This is a genomic window from Pseudomonas atacamensis (assembly GCF_017167965.1).
Taxonomy (GTDB): domain Bacteria; phylum Pseudomonadota; class Gammaproteobacteria; order Pseudomonadales; family Pseudomonadaceae; genus Aquipseudomonas; species Aquipseudomonas atacamensis.
The window spans coordinates 4242474-4259476 of the sequence record NZ_CP070503.1 but is presented as its reverse complement, the minus strand read 5'-3'; the positions used below and the strand labels follow the sequence as shown (position 1 = coordinate 4259476).

General features: G+C 60.8%; 11 protein-coding genes and 4 tRNA genes. 8 read left to right on the top strand and 7 right to left on the bottom strand.

Features of this window, described 5'->3' with window-relative positions; translation table 11 throughout:
• The first annotated feature begins 90 nt into the window (after positions 1-90).
• Entirely contained in the window at positions 91-1455 is a 1365-nt protein-coding gene (locus JWU58_RS19380) for a DNA recombination protein RmuC (RefSeq protein WP_166554593.1), read from the top strand.
• Positions 1456-1892: 437 nt separating this feature from the next.
• On the opposite strand, the gene JWU58_RS19375 is transcribed toward JWU58_RS19380, so the two are convergent.
• Complete coding sequence (locus JWU58_RS19375; protein WP_206420815.1) at positions 1893-5363, bottom strand: hybrid sensor histidine kinase/response regulator; 3471 nt, start codon at positions 5361-5363, stop codon at positions 1893-1895.
• A gap of 211 nt (positions 5364-5574) precedes the next feature.
• A complete protein-coding gene (locus JWU58_RS19370) occupies positions 5575-6117 on the bottom strand; it encodes a TetR/AcrR family transcriptional regulator (protein WP_024012184.1) in 543 nt (180 codons plus the stop codon).
• Positions 6118-6220: 103 nt separating this feature from the next.
• Between JWU58_RS19370 and JWU58_RS19365 the strand changes: the two genes are divergently transcribed.
• From JWU58_RS19365 to JWU58_RS19355, 3 genes are all read left to right on the top strand, one after another.
• The gene (locus JWU58_RS19365) at positions 6221-7408 is read left to right on the top strand and encodes an MFS transporter (protein ID WP_206422213.1); all 1188 of its coding nucleotides are present in this window, start codon (positions 6221-6223) and stop codon (positions 7406-7408) included.
• A 115-nt stretch (positions 7409-7523) separates the two neighbouring features.
• A complete protein-coding gene (locus tag JWU58_RS19360; protein ID WP_206420814.1) occupies positions 7524-8675 on the top strand; it encodes a TDT family transporter in 1152 nt (383 codons plus the stop codon).
• 96 nt (positions 8676-8771) lie between these two features.
• Positions 8772-10643, top strand: coding sequence for an MFS transporter (locus JWU58_RS19355; protein WP_122602267.1), 1872 nt, complete (start codon positions 8772-8774; stop codon positions 10641-10643).
• Positions 10644-10746: 103 nt separating this feature from the next.
• Here the strand turns inward: JWU58_RS19355 and sugE are convergent, their stop codons facing one another.
• The 3 genes from sugE to rdgC all read right to left on the bottom strand — a co-directional run bounded on the left by sugE (position 10747) and on the right by rdgC (position 13211).
• Positions 10747-11061 carry a quaternary ammonium compound efflux SMR transporter SugE gene (sugE, locus tag JWU58_RS19350; protein ID WP_123442799.1) on the bottom strand — a complete coding sequence of 105 codons (315 nt, stop codon included), beginning with the start codon at positions 11059-11061 and terminating at the stop codon, positions 10747-10749.
• A gap of 120 nt (positions 11062-11181) precedes the next feature.
• Positions 11182-12147 (bottom strand): bile acid:sodium symporter family protein, encoded by a 966-nt coding sequence (locus JWU58_RS19345; RefSeq protein WP_206420813.1) that lies wholly within the window; start codon positions 12145-12147, stop codon positions 11182-11184.
• A 143-nt stretch (positions 12148-12290) separates the two neighbouring features.
• The gene (gene rdgC / locus JWU58_RS19340; protein ID WP_024012190.1) at positions 12291-13211 is read right to left on the bottom strand and encodes a recombination-associated protein RdgC; all 921 of its coding nucleotides are present in this window, start codon (positions 13209-13211) and stop codon (positions 12291-12293) included.
• A 159-nt stretch (positions 13212-13370) separates the two neighbouring features.
• Between rdgC and JWU58_RS19335 the strand changes: the two genes are divergently transcribed.
• From JWU58_RS19335 to JWU58_RS19320, 4 genes are all read left to right on the top strand, one after another.
• Positions 13371-13446, top strand: a tRNA-Val gene (locus JWU58_RS19335).
• A 19-nt stretch (positions 13447-13465) separates the two neighbouring features.
• A tRNA-Asp gene (locus tag JWU58_RS19330) sits at positions 13466-13542 on the top strand.
• Between the two features lie 190 nt (positions 13543-13732).
• Positions 13733-13808, top strand: a tRNA-Val gene (locus JWU58_RS19325).
• Between the two features lie 19 nt (positions 13809-13827).
• Positions 13828-13904: transfer RNA gene (locus JWU58_RS19320), tRNA-Asp, on the top strand.
• Between the two features lie 89 nt (positions 13905-13993).
• Here JWU58_RS19320 and JWU58_RS19315 read toward each other — a convergent pair.
• On the bottom strand, positions 13994-15163 hold the full coding sequence (locus JWU58_RS19315) for a catalase family protein (RefSeq protein WP_206420812.1): 1170 nt from the start codon (positions 15161-15163) through the stop codon (positions 13994-13996).
• Positions 15160-16971, bottom strand: coding sequence for a di-heme-cytochrome C peroxidase (locus tag JWU58_RS19310; protein ID WP_206420811.1), 1812 nt, complete (start codon positions 16969-16971; stop codon positions 15160-15162). Before JWU58_RS19310 ends, JWU58_RS19315 begins: the two co-directional genes overlap by 4 nt.
• Positions 16972-17003: the final 32 nt, after the last annotated feature.

Genomic DNA, 17003 nt, shown 5'->3' with positions numbered 1-17003 from the left:
TTGCTTGGTCTTGCGGCAGCAGGGGTGCCGCTGCTGGCGCTGGCCTGGCAACTGCAACGCCGGGCCAGCAACGCCCAGGCCGATCTGGCCTTGCTCGAAGAGCGCCTGGCCATGGCGCAACTGGCCCAGGACGGCCTCACCGCGCAGCTTGAAGCGAGCCGCGATGAGATCGCCGACCTCGGTCAGGCTAACGCCGCCAAACAGGCAGACCTCGCCGCCCTGCGCCGCGAAGTCGAATTGCTGCAGATCGAGCGCGACGACGCCCGCGATGCATCCCACGCCTGGAACCTCGAACGCGCCAACAAGGATGCTGAGTTACGCCGCCTGGACGCCCACGCTGCCTCGCTGAGCGCCGAACTGCGCGAGCAACAGGAAAGCCATCAACAACGTCTCAACGACCTGCAAGGCTCACGTGATGAGCTGCGTGCGCAGTTCGCCGAGCTGGCCGGCAAGATCTTCGATGAGCGTGAGCAGCGCTTTGCCGAAACCAGCCAGCAGCGGCTCGGGCAGTTGCTTGATCCGTTGAAAGAGCGCATCCAGTCCTTTGAAAAACGCGTTGAAGAAAGCTATCAGGCCGAAGCCCGCGAGCGCTTCTCGCTGGCCAAGGAGCTGGAGCGTTTGCAGGCATTGAATCTGCGTTTGAGCGACGAAGCGACCAACCTGACTCGCGCGCTCAAGGGCCAGAAAACCCAGGGCAATTGGGGCGAACTGATCCTCGAGCGCGTTCTTGAGCACGCGGGTCTGGAGAAGGGCCGCGAGTATCAGACTCAGGTCAATCTCAAAGGCCCGGACGGTGAGCGCTTCCAGCCCGATGTGATCATTTATCTGCCCGGCGACAAGCAGGTGGTGGTCGACTCGAAAGTCAGCCTCACGGCCTATCAACAATATGTTGCGGCTGATGACGACACGTTGGGGCAGGTCGCGATCAAGCAGCACGTGTTGTCGCTGCGCAATCATGTGAAAGGTCTGGCCGGCAAGGATTACAAGCGTCTGGAAGGCTTGCACAGCCTCGATTTCGTTTTGCTGTTCGTACCGATCGAAGCGGCATTTTCTGCGGCATTGCAGGCTGAGCCGTCGCTGTTTCAGGACGCTTTCGACCGCAATATCGTCATCGTCAGTCCGACTACGCTGTTGGCCACGCTGCGGGTGATTGACAGTCTGTGGAAGCAGGAGCGGCAGAGCCAGAACGCCCGGGAAATCGCCGAGCGCGCGGGTTGGCTGTACGACAAGTTCGTGTTGTTTATTCAGGATCTGGACGAAGTGGGCAATCGTCTGCAGCAGCTGGACAAGGCTTACAGCTCGGCGCGGAACAAGCTGACAGAGGGGCGCGGTAATCTGGTCAGCCGCAGTGAGCAGTTGAAGTTGCTCGGTGCGCGGGCGAGCAAGAGCTTGCCGGCGGATTTGCTCGAGCGGGCGATGACGGATGTTGATGGGTTGGTTGAGTTGCCTGAGTAGGCGTCGTTTATTGGGCTGATTTTGGGGGCATATCCGTTGCTGCGGTCGTGGCGGCTGGCGGTTTCGCCCTTACGGCGAGTCACCTTTTTCAAACGCCGGAGTGCCGGCCCAGCAAAAAGGTAACCCAAAAGGCTTGCTCCTGCGTTCGGCCCTCGCAAGCTCGGGTCCCTTCGCTCCGGGATCGATCCGGGCGCAGCGGCTCCGGTTTGCTTCGCTGCACCTCCTTCCGCTGTGTCTGGCTGGGCCAGACGGTCGCTGCGCTCCCACGCCCGGATCAATCCCTCCGCTCAGCCTTCCGACGTCGCCGGTGAATCAAGATCAAAAGCACTCGAGCTTGCGCTCATTGTTGAGTGGGGCGGCTGCGCCGCAGGCAGCTTCGCTGCTTTGCTTTTCTGTGGGAGCGAGCCTGCTCGCGAAGGCGTCTGCAAGATCACTCTCTACAACGGCAAAAACCGACTCAAAAGCGCCCGCAACGCCGCCGGCTTCACCGGTTTGGCCAGGTAATCCAGGCCCGCCGCATGCACTTGCGCCACGGTCTCCGGGCGTCCATCCGCGCTGATGACCACGCCGGGCACGGGCTCGCCCAGGCGCGTGCGCAACCACGCCATCAACTCTGTGCCGGTATCGCCGTGGTCGAGGTGATAGTCGACCAGCGCCAGTTGTGGCCGCACACCTTCATTCAATATCGCTGCGCATTCTTCGCGATTGCGCGCCGTCCACACTTGGCAGCCCCAGCGGCTCAACAGGCTGTTCATGCCGATCAGGATGCTGTCTTCGTTATCGATGCACAGTACCTGCGCGCCCCTGAGCAGCTTTCCGTTCAGTTCCACCGTGGCGCTGACTGGAGGCGTTTGCGTGCGGGCGATCGGCACTGTCACGCTAAACACACTGCCGCGCCCCGGCCAGGAGCGAACGCGCAGGGTGTGCCCGAGCACGCGGCACAAGCCATCGGCGATCGCCAGTCCCAGGCCCAGGCCTTTTTCGGCGCGGGTCTGGTGGCTGTCGAGGCGTTTGAACTCTTCGAAAATCACTTGCTGCTTGTCTTCCGGAATACCCGGGCCGCGATCCCAGACTTCCAGGCACAGCTCGCCACCACGCCGACGCACGCCCAGCAGCACCGGACCCTTGGCGTAGCGGAACGCGTTGGTGAGGAAGTTTTGCAGAATCCGCCGCAGCAGTTTGATGTCGCTGTCGATGCGCAATTGACTGCCACGCACCCGGAACGTGAGCTTTTGCTCTTGAGCCAGCGCCTTGAATTCTGCGCCGAGGGTGTCGAACAGTTCGTTGACGGCGAAGGCTTTGCGATCCGGGTTGATCTTGCCGTTTTCCAGGCGCGAGATGTCCAGCAGATCGCTGATCAGGTCTTCCGCCGAACGCAGCGAGCTGTCGAGGTGTTGCACCAGCTGCTGCGCCTCTGCGCTCAAGCCTTCGTTCTGGTGGGAGAGGGCGGCGGAGAACAGTCGCGCGGCGTTCAGCGGTTGCATCAAGTCGTGGCTGACCGCGGCGAGGAAGCGGGTTTTCGACTGGTTGGCCGCCTCGGCATTGCCCTTGGCTTCGGTGAGCGCGACGTTTAGTTGCGACAGTTCCTGGGTGCGCTCGCTGACCCGTTGTTCCAGCCCTTCGTTGGCCTCGGTCAGCGCCTGTTCGGCTTCGCGGAACGCGGTAATGTCGGTGAAGCTCATGACGAAACCGCCGCCAGGCATCGGGTTGCCGATCAGCTCGATTACCCGGCCATTGGGGAATAGCCGTTCGGAAGTGTGCGCACGGCCCTGACGCATCCAGTGCAAGCGTCGCGCGACGTGCACTTCCGCTTCGCCGGGGCCGCACAAGCCGCGTTCGGCGTTGTAGCGAATGATGTCGGCAATCGGCCGGCCGACGCTGATCAGGCCGTCGGGGTAGTTGAACAGCTCCAGATAACGCCGGTTCCACGCCACCAGTTTCAGCGACTGGTCGACCACGCTGATGCCCTGGGTGATGTTCTCGATCGCGCCTTGCAGCAGGGCGCGGTTGAACTGCAGCACTTCCGAGGCTTCGTCAGCGATTCGGACTACGTCCTCCAACTGCATTTCCCGACCTTCGATGGCGGCCTTTACTACGGCGCGCGTCGAAGAAGCGCCGAGGACACCGGCGAGCAAGCGTTCGGTGTGGGCAATCCATTCGCTGTCGGCGTTCTGGTTGGGGTTGAAGCCCTTGCCCTGGCGGTAGGCGAAGCGAATGAAGCTCTGCCGCGCGCGTTCTTCGCCGACAAAACGCGCCGCCAGTTGCAGCAGATCGTCGATCTGTACCGCCAGCATCGAACGAGCATTAGGTCGTGCGCTGATTTCCTGACCGATAAAACGCCCGGCCTGCCAGTGCTCGGAAACCCGCGTGCGCGACAGCACCGAGACCCAGGCGAACAGGGTGAAATTACCCGCCAGCGACAGCACCACGCCTTGGGTCAACGGGGTGATCGGCAGGTTCAGCGGATTGCTGTGCAGCCACGCCAAGCCGGGGAAGCTCGCCAGTGACCAGCCGAGACTGTGCGCGGCAATCGGCAGCACCAGTGTGTAAAACCACAGGAAAGTGCCGGTGGCGAGGCCGGCGAACACGCCCCGGCGGTTGGCCTGTTTCCAGTACAGCGCGCCGAGCATGGCTGGCGCCAGTTGCGTAACCGCGGCGAAGGCGATCTGGCCGATGGTCGCCAGGCTCGCGGTCGAGCCAAGCAAGCGATAACTGACGTAGGCCAGCAGCAGAATCACTACGATGCTCACGCGGCGCACCGAGAGCATCCACTGGCGGAACACCTCGAACGGGCGCTCGGCGTTGTTGCGGCGCAACAGCCACGGCAACAGCATGTCGTTGGAAACCATGGTCGACAGCGCAACGCTGGCGACAATCACCATGCCGGTCGCTGCCGATGCGCCACCAATAAACGCCAGCATCGCCAGCGCCGGATGGGCCTGGGCCAGCGGCAGGCTGATCACGAACGAGTCGGGCAGTACATCGCTGGGCAGCATCATCTGACCGGCAAGGGCGATAGGGACTACAAACAGTGCGGCCAATGCCAGATAGGCGGGGAACACCCATTTCGCCAGACGCAGATCCTGCGGGTCGATGTTCTCCACCACGGTGACGTGAAATTGCCGCGGCAGGCAGATGATCGCCATCATCGCCACGCCGGTCTGCACCACCATCGATGGCCAGTTGATGGTTTCCTTCCAATACGCCTCAAGGCGCGGGGCGAGCATTGCCTGATTGAACAGGTCGTCGAAACCGTCATACAGACCGTACGTGACGAAGGCGCCGACGGCGAGAAAGGCGAACAGCTTGACCAGCGACTCGAACGCGATCGCCAGCACCATGCCACGGTGGTGTTCGGTGGCGTCGAGGTTGCGCGTACCGAAAACGATGGTGAACAACGCCAGCACCAGCGACACGATCAGCGCCGTGTCCTGGGCGCGGGTGCCCATGGCATCGGCGCCGGCGCCGATCAACAGGTTCACGCCGAGGACGATGCCTTTGAGTTGCAGGGCAATATAGGGCAACACGCCGACCAGACAGATCAGCGCCACCACCACCGCCAGCGATTGCGATTTGCCGTAGCGCGCGGCGATGAAGTCGGCGATGGAGGTGATGTTCTCCTGTTTGCTGATCATCACCATTTTCTGCAGGACCCACGGCGCGCCGACCAGCAGCAGGATCGGCCCGAGGTAGATCGGCAGGAATGACCACAGTTGTTCCGCCGCCTGACCGACCGCGCCGAAGAACGTCCAACTGGTGCAGTAAACCGCCAGCGACAGGCTGTACACCCAGGCGCGCACCCGTGGCGGCAACGGTGTGCTGCGACGGTCGCCGTAGAAGGCGATTGCGAACATGATGGCCATGTAGGCCAGGGCAACGACGGCGATCAGCCCGGTGGACAACGACATGCAGCACCCCCGACAAAAGACTCCCCGGCACTCCTGCCCGGGGCGGACAGTCTCGCACGGGCGCGGCGGTTAGTCAGTGTCGACCAAGGTCGTGGCGTGGCGGGGTGTCGCAGGCGGGATACCGGGTGGTTCTTGTGGTGACTGGGAGGACCTCTTCGCGAACAGGCTCGCTCCCACAATTGGAATGCATTTCCTTGTGGGGGCGAGCGCGTCAGTCCAGACGCAGCGCAATATCGATCAGGCGATGGAGCTCATCAACCTCCAGCGCCGCCGCCGAAAACAGAATCCGGAACACCACCGGCGCCACCACCAGATTGATCAAGCGGTCGACACTCGGCGCCTTCTCATGCGGATAGCGATCGACAATGGTCTGCAACTGCGCACCGATGATCGTCACGCAATAGCCCGGCGTAGCGCTGGCCTGCACGTCGCGCATCATGTTGCGCCCGACCTCTGAACTCATCTCGTCAAGATACTGCTCGGCCCAGGCGCGGATATCGCCGCGCAGGCTGCCAGTGCTCGCCGGCTCGCTGTCCGGGCGCATGCGGGCGAGGGCGACGTCCGCCAGCAATGCCGCCAGATCGCCCCAGCGTCGATAAATCGTCGACGGCGTAACCCCCGCGCGGGCGGCGATTTGCGGAACGGTCACAGTGGAACGCTCCTGTTCTTGCAGCAGCGCATTGACCGCCGAATGAATCGACTCCTGCACCCGGGCACTGCGGCCACCGGGGCGTAAACCTTCTTTAATAGCCATGCGGCAGACCTTAACACAAAGAATTTGCTTTAAGCGCTGGGCGGTAGCACACTCAGCAAAAGCAAAAAATTAGCTTTTGCGGAGTGTGCCCATGACCAGCCCCTTGAATAGTTTCGCTTCCCACCGGTCGAGCTTGTGGTTTCTGGCGATCACCTTACTCAGTTTTCTCGCCGCTTCCACCGCGCCGACGCCGTTGTATCACTTGTATCAGGATCAACTGCATTTCTCGGCAGCGATGCTTACGCTGATTTTTGCCGTATACGCCTTGAGTCTGTTGGCAGCGTTGCTGACGGTCGGTTCGCTTTCCGACCATCTCGGACGCAAACCGGTGATCTTCACCGCCGTGTTGCTCAATGCGCTGGCCATGCTACTGTTCATTTATGCCGACAGCGTGGCGTGGTTGATCGGCGCGCGGGTGCTGCAGGGTTTCGCCACCGGCATGGCCACCGCCGTTTTGAGCGCAACATTGCTCGATACCGATCGCCAGCAGGGGCCGCTGGTTAACAGCGTCGCGCCATTACTGGGTATGGCTCTGGGCGGTTTGGGCTGTGGCTTGCTGGCGGAATTCGCGCCGGCGCCGTTACAGCTGACTTACTGGTTACTGTTGGCACTGTTTGTGTTGCAAGGCGTGTATGTCTGGCGCCTGCCGGAGAGTGTCTCGCGGCAAGGTGGGGCGCTGGCGTCGTTGCGACCTACCCTGCACGTGCCGGTGCAAGCGCGTTCAACGTTGTGGCGAGTGCTGCCGCTGAACACTGCAACCTGGGCGCTCGGTGGTTTTTATGCCTCGCTGGCACCGTCATTGGTGCGCACGGCCACTGGTTCTACCTCCAATCTGATCGGCGGCGCTACGGTCGCGGCGCTCACCGTGACCGGTGCGTTGATGATTTTCATGATGCGCAATCGTCCGGCCGCTCAGGCGTTGCGGCTGGGTGCGAGCTTGCTGCCGGTTGGGCTAGTGCTGATTCTGCTCGGCGTGCATGGCGCCAGTCTGTCGTTGTTTTTCTTCGGCACACTGGTCGCCGGTTGCGGCTTTGGTTCGGGCTTTCTCGGAGCGGTGCGCAGCCTGGTGCCGCTGGCCTTGCCGCATGAACGAGCCGGGTTGATGTCGGCGTACTACGTGCTCAGTTATCTGGCGTTCTGTTTGCCGGCGCTGCTGGCCGGGTATCTGGCGCGCAACTTTGGACTGCTGGCGACCACCGACGGATACGGCGTTGTGTTGATCGTGCTGGCCGTGACTGCGCTGCTGCTCAGTCTGCGTCCGCGGGCGAGCGGAGTTTGCAGCGCTCATTAAGTGCGTGTAGATGCTTATCTGCAAAACAGATAACAGTTAGAGATATTACCCGTTATATCGATATTCGATTCGGATCTACCATGGATTCAACCTCACCAGAGGACAGGAGTTCATGATGATTTGCCCCAACAGTGTCACCCCCGGCTACAAACCTCTCAGCCAGCTTCAGCATCCGCGTGAAGTGATCCGCCAGTTCACGCCGAACTGGTTCGCCGCGACTATGGGCACCGGTGTGCTGGCATTGGCTCTTGCCCAGTTACCGCTGGCCATTCCCGGATTACGCGTCGTGGCCGAGGGGCTGTGGCTGTTCAACATTCTGTTGTTCAGCTTGTTTACTGCTGCCTACGCCGCGCGCTGGATTTTGTTCTTTGACGAGGCGCGGCGGATTTTCGGTCATTCCACCGTGTCGATGTTCTTCGGCACCATTCCCATGGGCCTGGCGACGATCATTAACGGCTTTCTGTTGTTCGGCCTGCCGCGCTGGGGCGACGGTGTTATTCAACTTGTTGAAGTGTTGTGGTGGATCGATGTGGCGATGTCGCTGGCCTGCGGTGTGCTGATTCCGTACATGATGTTTACCCGCCAGGAACACAGCATCGATCAGATGACCGCGGTCTGGTTGCTGCCGGTAGTGGCGGCGGAAGTGGCAGCGGGCAGCGGCGGCTTGCTCGCCCCGCATCTGACCGACGCCCATGGGCAACTGATCGTACTGACTACCAGCTATGTGCTTTGGGCATTCTCCCTGCCGGTGGCGTTCAGCATTCTCACCATTCTGTTGCTGCGCATGGCCTTGCACAAACTGCCCCACGAAAACATGGCCGCGTCGAGCTGGCTGGCGCTGGGGCCGATCGGCACCGGTGCGCTGGGCATGTTGCTGTTGGGCGGTGAGGCGCCAGCGATTTTTGCCGCGAATGGTCTGCCCGGTGTCGGTGAGATCGCTTCCGGCCTGGGTCTGGTCGCTGGGATCACGCTGTGGGGTTTTGGTCTGTGGTGGATGTTGATGGCACTGTTGATCACCGTGCGTTATCTGCGTGACGGCATTCCGTTCAACCTCGGCTGGTGGGGCTTCACCTTCCCATTGGGCGTGTATTCGCTGGCGACGCTGAAACTGGCAAGTATCCTCAACCTGACATTTTTCAGTGTGTTCGGTACGGCGCTGGTGATTTTGTTGGCGGCAATGTGGCTGATCGTCGGCAAGCGCACCGTGCAGGGCGCGTGGCGTGGCGAGCTGTTTGTCTCGCCGTGTATTGCAGGTTTGAAGAAATAATCCGAAAAGTTTAGGTAAGGTGTGGCCTGGATCGTGGTGCGGGAATCCAATAACAAGCACCCAGGCCTCACTACCTAACATCAGGAAACACGGAAGATGAGTCACCCCTCACAGTTCAACCTGTTGCGCACCCGGCGCTTTTTGCCCTTCTTTATTACCCAGTCGCTCGGCGCGTTCAACGACAACGTGTTCAAGCAGTCGTTGATCCTCGCCATCCTCTATCGGTTGACCATCGAGGGCGATCGCTCGATCTGGGTCAACCTCTGCGCGCTGCTGTTTATCCTGCCGTTTTTCCTGTTCTCGGCGCTGGCCGGGCAGTTCGGGGAAAAATTCGCCAAGGACGCGCTGATCCGTCTGATCAAACTCGCGGAAATCGCCATCATGGCCGTAGGATCGATCGGCTTCCTCTTCGATCATCTGTCGCTGATGCTGGTGGCACTGTTCGCCATGGGCACGCACTCGGCGTTGTTCGGCCCGGTGAAGTATTCGATCCTGCCGCAGGCCTTGCGCGACGATGAACTGGTCGGCGGCAACGGTCTGGTGGAAATGGGCACGTTTCTGGCTATTCTCGCCGGCACCATCGGCGCCGGGATCATGATGTCGTCCGAGCACTACGCGCCGGTAGTCTCCGCAGCGATCGTCGGCATTGCCGTGCTGGGTTATCTGGCCAGCCGCAGCATTCCGCGCGCGGCGGCCTCGTCGCCGGAAATGCGCCTGAACTGGAATATCTTCAGCCAGTCCTGGGCGACGCTGAAACTCGGTCTGGGCCAGACGCCTGCGGTGTCGCGCTCGATTGTCGGTAACTCGTGGTTCTGGTTTGTCGGCGCGATTTACCTGACGCAGATCCCGGCCTACGCCAAGGAATGGATGCACGGTGACGAAACCGTGGTCACGCTGATCCTGACCGTGTTCTCGGTGGGCATCGCGCTGGGTTCGATGCTCTGCGAGAAGCTCTCCGGGCGCAAAGTCGAGATCGGACTGGTGCCTTTTGGCTCGTTTGGCCTGACCGTGTTCGGCCTGTTGCTGTGGTGGCATTCCGGTGGGATCCCGGACAGCGTCACCGGCCATAGCTGGATTGCCGTGCTGGGCTTCGTGCACACCTGGGCGGTGTTGATCGACATCCTTGGCCTGGGCATTTTCGGTGGCTTCTATATTGTGCCGCTGTACGCGCTGATCCAGTCGCGCACGGCTGAAAACGAGCGGGCGCGGGTGATTGCCGCCAACAACATTCTCAACGCGCTGTTTATGGTGGTGTCGGCGATTGTTTCGATCGTGTTGTTGAGCGTCGCCAAACTGTCGATCCCGCAACTGTTCCTGGTGGTGTCGCTGCTGAACATCGGCGTCAACGCCTACATCTTCAAGATCGTTCCGGAATTCAGCATGCGCTTCATGATCTGGCTGCTCAGCCATTCCATGTACCGCGTCGAGCACCGCAACCTTGAAGCGATCCCGGACGAGGGCGCGGCGCTGCTGGTGTGCAACCACGTGTCGTTCGTTGACGCCTTGCTCATCGGCGGTGCCGTGCGTAGGCCGATTCGCTTTGTCATGTACTACAAGATCTACAACCTGCCGGTGCTGAACTTCATCTTTCGCACGGCGGGCGCGATTCCTATCGCCGGGCGCCAGGAAGATATCCAGATCTACGAAAAAGCCTTCACGCGCATTGCCCAATATCTGAAGGACGGTGAGCTGGTGTGCATTTTCCCGGAAGGTAAATTGACCGCCGATGGCGAGATCAACGAGTTTCGCGGCGGCGTGACGCGCATTCTGGAGGAGACGCCGGTACCGGTGATTCCGCTGGCGTTGCAAGGATTGTGGGGGAGTTTCTTCAGTCGCGATCCGAACAAGGGTTTGTTCCATCGCTTGTGGTCGCGGGTGACGCTGGTGGCGGGGCCGGCGATTACCGAAGGGACGGAGCCGGCGAAGTTGCAGGTGTTGGTGGGGGAGTTGCGCGGATCCGTCAGATAGTCGTTGACTGGACGGCCCTCATCGCTGGCAAGCCAGCTCCCACAGGTTCGATGGTGTACACCAATCTTGTGGGAGCTGGCTTGCCAGCGATGGGGCCGGTGGCCTAAGCGCTGACCTTGAGTCCGATCAACCCGGTGACGATCAACCCCACACTGACCAGCCGAATCAATGCCATCGACTCGCCAAACAGAATGATCCCGGCGATCACCGTGCCCACGGCACCGACACCGGTCCAGATCGCATACGCCGTACCCAACGGCAATTCCTTCATCGCCAGACCGAGCAAACCAAGGCTGATGGCCATGGCGGCAACGGTCAGGGCGGTGGGGAGCGGGCGGGTGAAGCCGTCGGTGTATTTCAGGCCGACGGCCCAGCCGACTTCGAACAGGCCGGCGCAAAACAGAATGATCCAGGACATGCAGGACCTCCATCGATTGACGGGGTCGTCCCCAGATTAATGACTCGATCGAGCCGCAGGGTCGTCCCCGCGTTGCGCAATATACTGACGAGCATTAACCCGGGGATCAAGTTTTCAGCCTCAATCGGCAGCCCGTTGCGCGAGGTTGTCGCGGTCTTCCTTCTCGCTCATGCGCCGGAAGTACGTCGACAGCAGTGCTCCGGAAATATTGTGCCAAACGCTGAACAGCGCGCTCGGCACCGCCGCCAGTGGCGAGAAATGCGCACTGGCCAATGCCGCGCCCAGCCCCGAATTCTGCATGCCGACTTCCAGTGCCAGCGACTTGCGCTGCGCCAGCGGCAAGCCGAACAGGCGCCCGGTGAAGTAGCCGAGCAAGTAACCGAAGCTGTTGTGCAGCATGACCACGGCCATGATCAGCAGGCCGGACTCGGCGATTTTCGCCTGACTCTCCGCCACCACGGCGGTGACAATAATCACGATGCTGACCACCGACACCAGCGGCAACACATCCACCGCATGCCGCACCTTGTCGCCGAGCAGCCGCTGCGCGACCACGCCGAGAACGATCGGCAACAGCACCACTTGCAGGATCGACCAGAACAGCTCCATGAACGATACCGGCAGCCACGCCGAGGCCAGCAGCCAGATCAGCGCCGGGGTCAACAGTGGGGCGAGCAGGGTGGTGACCGCGGCAATCGCCACTGAAAGCGCCAGATCACCGCGTGCCAGCCAGGTCATCACGTTCGAAGAGGTGCCGCTCGGGCAGCAACCGACCAGAATCACCCCGACGGCGATTTCCGGCGGCAGGTGAAACACCTGGCAGAGCAACCACGCCACACCGGGCATGATCACGAAATGCGCAACCACGCCCAGCGCCACCCGCCACGGATGGCGAGCGACGGCAGCGAAGTCGTCGAGTTTGAGGGTCAGGCCCATGCCGAACATCACCAGACCCAGCAGCGGTACGATCGCGCTTTTCAGGCCGATGAACCACGCCGGTTGCAGAAAGGCCACGACGGCGAATATCAGAACCCAGTAAGCGAACGTATTGCCGACAAAGCGGCTGAGTGCAGCCAGTGCGCGCATGGCTTGATCCTTATTTTTGGTTACACCACAAAACATTGTGGGAGCGAGCCTGCTCGCGAATGCGGTGAGCCAGACACATTAATGTTGTTGGCACACCGCATTCGCGAGCAGGCTCGCTCCCACAGGTTAAATACTCGTCAGAGTCAGATCCCCTGCGGCATCTCTTCCCCACCCAACGCTTCAACCAGTGCCGGCAGGAAGTCGCCGAAGGTCAGCATCATCAGGGTGAAACTGGCATCCAGTTGGCCCAGGGCTTCGTCGCCACCGTCCTGTTCCGCCTGATCCTGCAGCAGATCCTCGAATTTCAGGCGTTTGACGGTCATCTTGTCGTCGAGCATGAACGACAGTTTGTCCTGCCAGGCCAGCGACAGCTGAGTGACGACTTTGCCGGTGCTCAGGTGCAGCTGGATTTCTTCGCTGGTCAGGTCCTGACGCTTGCAACGGACGATGCCGCCGTCTTCGTGTGTGTCGCGCAGTTCGCACTCGTCCAGCACATAGAAATCGTCGGCGGCTTTCTGCGTGGTGACCCACTCGGTCATCACCGCAGTCGGTGCCATTTTCACGGTCAGCGGACGCACGGGCAGGGTGCCGATCACTTCGCGCAGGGTCGACAGCAGGTCTTCGGCGCGTTTCGGGCTGGCCGAGTTGACCAGGATCAGGCCCTGTTTCGGCGCGATCGCGGCAAAGGTCGACGAACGACGAATGAACGCGCGCGGCAGAAAGGCCTGGATGATTTCATCCTTGATCTGATCGCGTTCCTTCTTATAGACCTTGCGCATCTGCTCGGCTTCGATCTCCTCGACCTTTTCCTTGACCGCGTCACGCACGACGCTGCCCGGCAGAATACGTTCTTCCTTGCGCGCAGAGATCAGCAGGAAATCGCCGCTGACGTGCACCAGCGGCGCATCTTCGCCCTTGCCGAACGGCGCCACGAAACCGTAAGTGGTCAGCTCCTGGCTTGCACACGGCCGCGCCAGTTTGGTCGCCAGTGCAGTTTCCAGCGCCTCGGCATCGACAGGCAGGTCTTGGGTCAGGCGATAGATCAGCAGGTTCTTGAACCACATGGGGCGAGTCACTCCTTTATACAAAGGGGGGCATTATTGTCTTCGCCGGGGCATAGGCCAACCCTTCTCTAAGCCTTTGGAAGGCCTCGGAAAATTATTTAAAAAAGTGCTTGCCAGAGGTTAGGGTGCTCCGTAGAATGCGCGCCACACCGAAGCGAAGGGTGATTAGCTCAGCTGGGAGAGCGTCTGCCTTACAAGCAGAATGTCGGCGGTTCGATCCCGTCATCACCCACCATTCGTTTCAAGTGTTTAGCGCAGCGGTAGTTCAGTCGGTTAGAATACCGGCCTGTCACGCCGGGGGTCGCGGGTTCGAGTCCCGTCCGCTGCGCCATATTCGGTAACCTGGACCACTGAACGCCAGGTCGCCACGGAAGAACCCGCTGAAGCGGGTTTTTTTCTGTCTCAAGGTTGTACCCGCGGGATGTATCGTTTCACCGGTTTTCAGATTTTTTTGAAAAATATTCAATTAAATCAACGCTTTACGAAAACCTGTGGCATAATGCGCCCCGTAACGAAGCGAAGGGTGATTAGCTCAGCTGGGAGAGCGTCTGCCTTACAAGCAGAATGTCGGCGGTTCGATCCCGTCATCACCCACCATTCGTTTCAAGCGTTTCGCGCAGCGGTAGTTCAGTCGGTTAGAATACCGGCCTGTCACGCCGGGGGTCGCGGGTTCGAGTCCCGTCCGCTGCGCCATATTCGGTATCTGGAACTGAACGCCAGACACCACAAAAAGCCCGCCTTGTGCGGGCTTTTTGCTGTCTGCGATTTATAAAATCGCCGCGCTACTGCGCCGCATTGCGGGCATGCCGATAATCGCTCACCGCCTCGTACACTGCCTTGCGCAAGCGATTGATCCCGCCAATCGGCCGATGCGCCTCGATGCCGAACCACGGGTTGAACGACAGGTTGTCGCATTGCAGATTCAGCGCCGGCGTGTCGAAGTCCTGCGCGGGCAGGGTGATCCGCGCCACCGTTGCAAACGGTGCATCCTGCTCACGCCACTCAATGCTCGTGTCCTCGATCGGCATGTATTTGTTCGCGTCCTGGCGCTGGATCTGCAGGGCAAAACACGCCGGCACCTGATCCGTCGACAACTGTTGATTCAATGCACTGCGCAGAAAATTCGGCAGGTCGTGATTTTGTTTGGGCAGCGTATACGCCGGGCAACGCTCCGGATCCGGCACGACGCGGAATTTCGCATTGGCCTCACCGAACTTGTAGGGCGATACCGAGAAATATGTGGTCTCGGTCGGACTGTCCGGCGGCGCTGACAGGGTTGCCAACGCGATGAATAGATGACGGACCTGCCAGGTGCGCGGATCCCATGTCGGAAAAAACGCCATGACCCTCTTGCCGTCAGCCTGCGCCGCCACATTCTGACGGTACTCGGCGACATTGCTGACAAAGAAATTCGGATGGCTGAACATCACGAAATCCTGTTCATGCTGGTCCTGGCGGTTGCCGAGCAGTTGCGTGCCAGGAACCTCGAACAGCTTGATTGCCATCCCGCGCGCGTCGCGAATGCTGTCGAATTGCGGATAGGCATTGCCGTTGGACAACCGGATCAGCGCCTGCCAGGTCTTGCCCGGCTCGCTGAACACACCCTGTCGCAGCGATTGCGCCAGTTCCGGTAACACCTGCACTTGCGCCTTCACGCAGCCATGCGCCTTGGCGTGGGCATCGCGCAGATAACGCGTGGGTTCGCGGTGCTGGTCGACGATGCGCACTGCGGTTTGGATGACGTCCTGGGTCATCGCCGCTTCGCCTGCTGGAATCTGTTCCTGCGCGGACACCGGCCCGCGATGCTGCCAGGCAAACCATGCGGTGGCGATGGCCCAGCCGAGCAGGGCGATGACCAGTAGGATCAGCAGCGTCTTGCCAAGCAAACGCCCCAACCACAGCCAGAAACGCGCGAGTGGCGGCAGTTCTTTTTTGAATGTCGGCATGATCATGGCAACTGCGCCTCCAGTGGTCCGCCTAGTACTTTCAGGTATTCGAGCAGCGCCCAGCGCTCCTCGGGTTGCAGGAGTCGGCCGATCACTCCGTTGCCGCGAGCGCCGGCGCGGAATTCGTGGCCGCTGTTGTGGTTGCCGCTGATGCGCGTGTCGAACAGAAAACCGTTGGTGAAAGGCTCGGTGCGATAGCCGAGGTGGCGCGGGTCGTATTCGAGCGTGCCTTTATAGAAGGTGGTGGAGCGCTCATCCTGCGGTGACAGCAACTGATAGATGCTCGGCACCGAACCGTTGTGCAGAAACGGCGCAGTCGCCCACACGCCTGCCAGCGGTCGAGCCTTGTAAGCGACTTTCTCGCGCACGCCGATCGGCAGGCCGAAACCATCCATGCGCGGTTCTTCTTCCGGCGTGATCTGCGCGTCGCGATAGGCACGGTTTTCCACGAATGCGGTGACGTAAGCCAGGCCCTTGGCCACCGACAATTGGCTCAGATCAAGCGGCTCCTTGGGTTCGGGGTGCAGTTTGACGTCCATCTTTTTCAGCTCATTGACATCCCATTGCAGTGCGCTCAGGTCGAAACGGTGACTGGCAATGTTGTTGGCCGCATTCGGATCGGTGCCGATCACCTCCACGGGAATCATGTGCAAGTGCTGCACCCAGCGTTCGCCTTCCTGCGATTGGCGCGGGACATGGCAGCCGGCGCAGTTTTCCGCGAACAGCGCGCGGCCTCTGGCGGCCAGCGGCTTGTCGATCGCACCGAACAGATCTTCCGGCCAGGTTGGCGGCTTCAGCTGCTGCAAGGTTTCTTCGATGGCGTGCAGATCGCGCACGCGCACGCTGGAGGGATAGCGCTCAGCGCCTTGCAGCGGCTGACCGTTGGCGTCGAAGAAATTCAGCGTGGCACCGACGCCGAGCGCTTCGCCGATATTGCGCGCCATCGGCTGCTGGGCCGAGCCATTCCACTGCACCCAGTCAAACGTCCACATGTCCCACAGCTGCGGGTAATCCACCGGGGCATCGGCCACGCGGTAGTTGGCAGGGGAAATCGCATCGCCAAACGTCGCGTTGGCAATTCGTCCAAACGCGTCGGTACGCCCCGGGCCTTCCTCGGTCGGATAGAGGCCGCGATGGGTGTCGTTCCAGGCCACTTTGACGAAGGTGTTCAGTGAGGTCTTGAACTCGCTGCGCAATTGTTCGCGGCGCGCTTCGTAATCATCTCCGAGCACCTGGCGGGCGAAGCGCTCAAACTTCCATGGGTTGTAGTAAGTCGAGGCGAGACTGGCGACCAGGGCCTGTCCGAAACTGCCACCGCGCAAAGTAGGAACGCTGGAAGGCAACACGTGCTGTGCGGTGCCGCCATCAATGCGCACGGCCTGGCCTTTGAAGCGCAACTCGCCGGTGTGGCAAGCGGCGCAGGTGATGTCCAGATAACGCTCCGAGGCGTTGCCGGGATTCTGGTGCCGGGCAAAACCGACGGGGAGGTTGCCGGGGTTGTTCGGGCTAGATTTCTGCTGCGGGTCGACCAGGAAGCCGAAACGGGCGAGATATTCAGGGGAGGCGAAGCGCTGCTCGGAGAAGGGCAATTCCAATGCCTGGAACCACTCGTAACGCAGGCCTTTGACTTGCGTACCTTGGGGCGTGAAGTAGTAGGTCTGCCGTTGCTCTTCGCTCCATTGATCCAGGTAACGTACCTGTTGCGGCGGGGTGTAGAAGGGCAATTTCGGATTGGCGACGTAATAGGTAATCACCGCCACGGCGATTAACGCCAGCACGATCACCAGACTGATAACGCGGAATAAGAGGCGCAAGTTGAACATCCTTGTCGAATTGTTGCGCTGTT

Excerpts from the sequence above, each read along its gene's own strand:
- rdgC (WP_024012190.1), bottom strand. The coding sequence starts at position 13,211 with ATGTGGTTCAAGAACCTGCTGATCTATCGCCTGACCCAAGACCTGCCT.
- JWU58_RS19355 (WP_122602267.1), top strand. The coding sequence starts at position 8,772 with ATGAGTCACCCCTCACAGTTCAACCTGTTGCGCACCCGGCGCTTTTTG.
- JWU58_RS19345 (WP_206420813.1), bottom strand. The coding sequence starts at position 12,147 with ATGCGCGCACTGGCTGCACTCAGCCGCTTTGTCGGCAATACGTTCGCT.
- JWU58_RS19315 (WP_206420812.1), bottom strand. The coding sequence starts at position 15,163 with ATGATCATGCCGACATTCAAAAAAGAACTGCCGCCACTCGCGCGTTTC.
- JWU58_RS19370 (WP_024012184.1), bottom strand. The coding sequence starts at position 6,117 with ATGGCTATTAAAGAAGGTTTACGCCCCGGTGGCCGCAGTGCCCGGGTG.
- JWU58_RS19375 (WP_206420815.1), bottom strand. The coding sequence starts at position 5,363 with ATGTCGTTGTCCACCGGGCTGATCGCCGTCGTTGCCCTGGCCTACATG.
- JWU58_RS19360 (WP_206420814.1), top strand. The coding sequence starts at position 7,524 with ATGATTTGCCCCAACAGTGTCACCCCCGGCTACAAACCTCTCAGCCAG.
- sugE (WP_123442799.1), bottom strand. The coding sequence starts at position 11,061 with ATGTCCTGGATCATTCTGTTTTGCGCCGGCCTGTTCGAAGTCGGCTGG.